The sequence below is a fragment of the Streptomyces sp. NH27 genome, from assembly GCF_056859195.1.
This window is the reverse complement of record NZ_JACEGK010000630.1, coordinates 1-4,203: the sequence shown is the minus strand read 5'-3', so window position 1 is coordinate 4,203 and position 4,203 is coordinate 1. Positions and strand designations below refer to the sequence as shown.

Here is a 4,203-nt window from a genome sequence, read left to right as displayed (position 1 = left end):
CCCCCACCCGCGTACCCGCCCCGGCCGCCCCGGCCCGGGCCGGGCGCGGCGACCGTACGACCGACACGAAGGTTTCCCCAGCCATGTCTGAGACAACCGGTGCCAGCTACGCAGCCGCGGGCGTCGACATCGAGGCGGGCGACCGCGCCGTCACCCTGATGAAGGAGTGGGTGCGCAAGGCGTCCCGCCCCGAGGTGGTCGGCGGCCTCGGTGGCTTCGCCGGGCTCTTCGACGCCTCGGCCCTCAAGCGGTACGAGCGCCCGCTGCTCGCGTCCGCCACCGACGGCGTCGGCACCAAGGTGGACATCGCCCGCCGGATGGGCGTCTACGACACGATCGGCCACGACCTGGTCGGCATGGTCGTGGACGACCTGGTGGTGTGCGGCGCCGAGCCGCTGTTCATGACCGACTACATCTGCGTCGGCAAGGTCTACCCGGAGCGAGTCGCGGCCATCGTCAAGGGCATCGCGGAGGGCTGCGTGCTGGCCGGCTGCGCGCTGGTCGGCGGCGAGACCGCCGAGCACCCCGGGCTGCTGGGCGCCGACGACTTCGACGTGGCGGGCGCGGGCACCGGCGTGGTCGAGGCCGACGGGCTGCTGGGCGCGGACCGGGTCCGGCCGGGCGACGCGGTGATCGCGATCGAGTCGTCCGGACTTCACTCGAACGGGTACAGCCTGGTCCGGCACGTGCTCTTCGACCGGGCCGGCTGGGCGCTGGACCGCGAGGTGCCGGAGTTCGGCCGGACGCTGGGCGAGGAGCTGCTGGAGCCCACCAGGATCTACTCGCTGGACTGCCTGGCGCTGGCCCGCACCACCGAGGTGCACGCCTTCTCGCACATCACCGGCGGCGGCCTGGCCGGCAACCTGGCCCGGGTCATCCCGGACCACCTGCACGCCACCGTGGAGCGCCCCACCTGGACGCCGGGACCGGTCTTCGGGCTGGTCGGCGAGCTGGGCGGGGTGCGGCGGGAGGAGCTGGAGAAGACGCTCAACATGGGCGTCGGCATGATGGCCGTGGTGCCGCAGGAGTCGGTCGACGTGGCGCTGGCGGTGCTCGCCGACCGTGACGTGGACGCCTGGGTGGCCGGCGAGATCCGGGCACGCGAAAGCGGCGCGCCGGCCGTGGAGCTGGTCGGCGACTACGGAGACGGCGCCTGACCCTGACCGTTACGCGCCGTGCCGGCCCACGCGCTCCGTGCTGGGCCACACGCCGCGAGCTGTTCCGCGCCACGCGCTGTGACGGGACATGCCGACGACGAAACCCGGCCCGGGGTGGACCCCGGGCCGGGCCTCAAGCGTTGGCGGCGTCAAGCGCGACGGCGCTGAGACGACGGGGACGGCTCGGACTGTTCGTCCTGGTCGTCGTCCTCATCGTCGTCGTTGTACAGATCCGCGTACTGAGCGTACGGGTCGTCGTCCAACTCGTCGTCATCGTCCTCGACCGGCTCCGGATTAACCGGTGTCGACGGCGATGCGCCCAGCTCGTCGGCCAGACGTGAGAGATCCGTGCCGCCGCTGTTGTACTTCAGCTGGCGGGCGACCTTCGTCTGCTTGGCCTTGGCCCGGCCGCGCCCCATGGCTCGACCCCCTTAACGGCGGGGCTCGACGGCCCCGAGTCTTGACACGCGTTCATGATGCGGACGGCCTCCTTGGAGAGAGACCGGTCCGTAGGTCCTCAACGGTACCTGCTTCCGACGCCGCACGGTACGTCGCCCGCACGACGCGCGTCGGAACAGAGAACATTTACGGCCCTGTCGTTCCTGGTCAGAACCGATTTTACCTTCTTCTAGCGCGAACTTGCTATCGGGCCGTGCTATCGGTCACGCCGAGGTCCCCGGACGACCCCGTCCGGGGACCTCGGCGACGTGTTCCGGACACCCCCGCGGACGCCGTTCCGCCCGCCGCCGGCGATGCCGCCGGGCGCCGTTACGGAGGCGTCCGGGGCTCAACCCAGGCTCGGGCGCAGCCAGTCGGCGGCCGGGGTGTGCTCGGCGATCCGCTGTTCCGCGAGCCGGTCGGCGGCGACCGCGGGCGGCACTCCGTCGGCCTGGGCGCGTTCAAAAATGGCGAGCGTGGTGTCGTGGATCTTCGCCGCCTTCGCCTTGGCCCGTTCGAAGTCGAACCCGTGCAGCTCGTCGGCGACCTGGATGACGCCGCCGGCGTTCACCACGTAGTCGGGGGCGTAGAGGATGCCGCGGTCGGCGAGGTCCTTCTCGACACCGGGGTGGGCGAGCTGGTTGTTGGCCGCGCCGCAGACCACGGTGGCGGTCAGTGCGGCGACGGTCGCGTCGTCGAGTGCGCCGCCCAGCGCGCAGGGGGCGTAGACGTCCAGCGGGGTGCGCACCAGCGCGTCGGAGTCGGCGACGGCGGTGACGCCCGGGTGCCGGCTGGTGATCCGCGCGACGGCGTCGGCGCGCACGTCGGTGACCACGACCTCGGCGCCGTCGTCGACGAGGTGGTCCACCAGGTGGTGGCCGACCTTGCCGACACCCGCGACGCCGACCCGGCGGCCGCGCAGCGTCGGCTCGCCCCACTGGGCCCTGGCGGCCGCGCGCATGCCCTGGAACACGCCGAAGGCGGTGAGCACGGAGGAGTCGCCGGCGCCGCCGTGCTCGGGGGAGCGGCCGGTGGTCCAGCGGTTCTCGCGGGCGACCACGTCCATGTCGGCGACGTAGGTGCCGACGTCGCACGCGGTGACGTAGCGGCCGCCGAGTGAGGCCACGAAGCGGCCGTAGGCGAGCAGCAGCTCCTCGGTCTTGAAGGTGTCCGGGTCGCCGATGATGACGGCCTTGCCGCCGCCGTGGTCGAGGCCGGCCAGGGCGTTCTTGTACGACATGCCACGGGAGAGGTTGAGGGCGTCGTCCACGGCCTCCTCGTCGGAGGAGTAGGCGTGGAAGCGCGTGCCGCCGAGGGCCGGGCCCAGGGCGGTCGAGTGGAGCGCGATCACGGCCCGCAGGCCGGTCGGGCGGTCCTGACAGAGGACGACCTGCTCGTGTCCGCCCTGTTCCGATCGGAACAGCTTGGCGATGACGGCGGCACCATTGCCGCCGTCGGTCTGACGTACGTCGGTCACGGTGGTGACTCCCATAGTCCGGTGGTGCTTGCGGTCCCATTGGGTTCGGGTGTCTCGCCCCCCGTACGGGTGGCGGAGGGTTCGATGGCCTCAGCGTAGGCCCTGGACGCAGTGGCCGGGATCACCTCCGGAAGGGTCGGTCCCATGGGACGATCGGAGGCGTCGGCAGGGCGGGTACGGCGGTGAGGGAGCGGGCGTGGGCGGTTCGGCGGTACAGGTCCCGTACACGTCGTATCTGCGGGTGTACGAGCCGCTGGCGGCCTTTCCCGAGCCCGAACGCACCCACTGGTACCGGTATGCGGCCGCGGGCCGTGAGCGCGGCGCACAGGACGAGCTGAGGCAGTCGCTGGCCGGGCTGGTGCCGGTGCCACCGATCGTGGTGCCGGTGCACGAGAGCCGGGAGGCGTTCATCGCCGAGCTGGGCGGGGTCGTCCACGTCTGCCCGTGGCGGACCCGGCTGCGCGGCTGGATGGCGCTGGAGCAGCTGGAGGGGCAACTGCCCGCCCCGGTGCTCGACGCGATGGTGCCGCCGGTGGTCAGGCGGCAGGCCGCGGCCGACCACGAGGCGTGGCGCGAGCAGAACCCCGACGCGCGGCCCTGGATCCGGTCGGCGACCTGGCATGTGCCGGTGCGCTGGTTCATCCTCGTCGGCGACGACGAGCGGGAGTACGAACCGGTCGGCGCGGGGGACTCCGCGGGCGGGTCCAAGCAGCCGATGATGCGCTACCGCACCCCGATGGTGCAGGCCCGGCGCCGGGTGGCGCGCGGCCTGCGGGTGCTCAAGGAGGCGCTGGACGAGAGCCCGTTGGTCGAGGGGCTGATCGACGTGGGGCGCTGGCTGGAGGAGTTCCACCCGCGCTCGATGGTCGAACTGGACTACGGCGGGCTGGTGCACGTGATCGGCCCGGACGCGCTGGCGGCCGACCGCTCGGCGGCGGACGCGGCCGAGGGGCTGGCGGCGCTGCGCGAGGGCGACTCGGCGGCGGCCGGCACGGCGTACGAGCGGCTGACCGATCGGTGGCGGGCGGTGCGGGAGCTCCAGTTCGCGAACTGAGGCGGGCGGGGCCCGGTCGAGGGGCGCGGTCGCGTGGGCTGCCTCCCGTGGGCGAGGGGCGCGGGGGAGCGCCGGGA

The 4,203-nt window shown here is 73.0% G+C and carries 4 protein-coding genes; 2 read left to right on the top strand and 2 right to left on the bottom strand.

The window, feature by feature from the left end:
* The first annotated feature begins 83 nt into the window (after positions 1 to 83).
* Entirely contained in the window at positions 84 to 1,157 is a 1,074-nt protein-coding gene (purM, locus tag AC13HU_RS33430) for a phosphoribosylformylglycinamidine cyclo-ligase (protein WP_483045739.1), read from the top strand.
* Between the two features lie 149 nt (positions 1,158 to 1,306).
* Here purM and AC13HU_RS33425 read toward each other — a convergent pair whose 3' ends face one another.
* A complete protein-coding gene (locus AC13HU_RS33425; protein ID WP_483045738.1) occupies positions 1,307 to 1,576 on the bottom strand; it encodes a DUF3073 domain-containing protein in 270 nt (89 codons plus the stop codon).
* A 368-nt stretch (positions 1,577 to 1,944) separates the two neighbouring features.
* Positions 1,945 to 3,087 (bottom strand): Leu/Phe/Val dehydrogenase, encoded by a 1,143-nt coding sequence (locus tag AC13HU_RS33420; RefSeq protein ID WP_483045737.1) that lies wholly within the window; start codon positions 3,085 to 3,087, stop codon positions 1,945 to 1,947.
* Between the two features lie 181 nt (positions 3,088 to 3,268).
* Here AC13HU_RS33420 and AC13HU_RS33415 point away from each other — a divergent pair, with 181 nt between their 5' ends.
* Entirely contained in the window at positions 3,269 to 4,126 is an 858-nt protein-coding gene (locus tag AC13HU_RS33415; RefSeq protein WP_483045736.1) for a DUF8083 family protein, read from the top strand.
* Positions 4,127 to 4,203 lie beyond the last annotated feature (77 nt).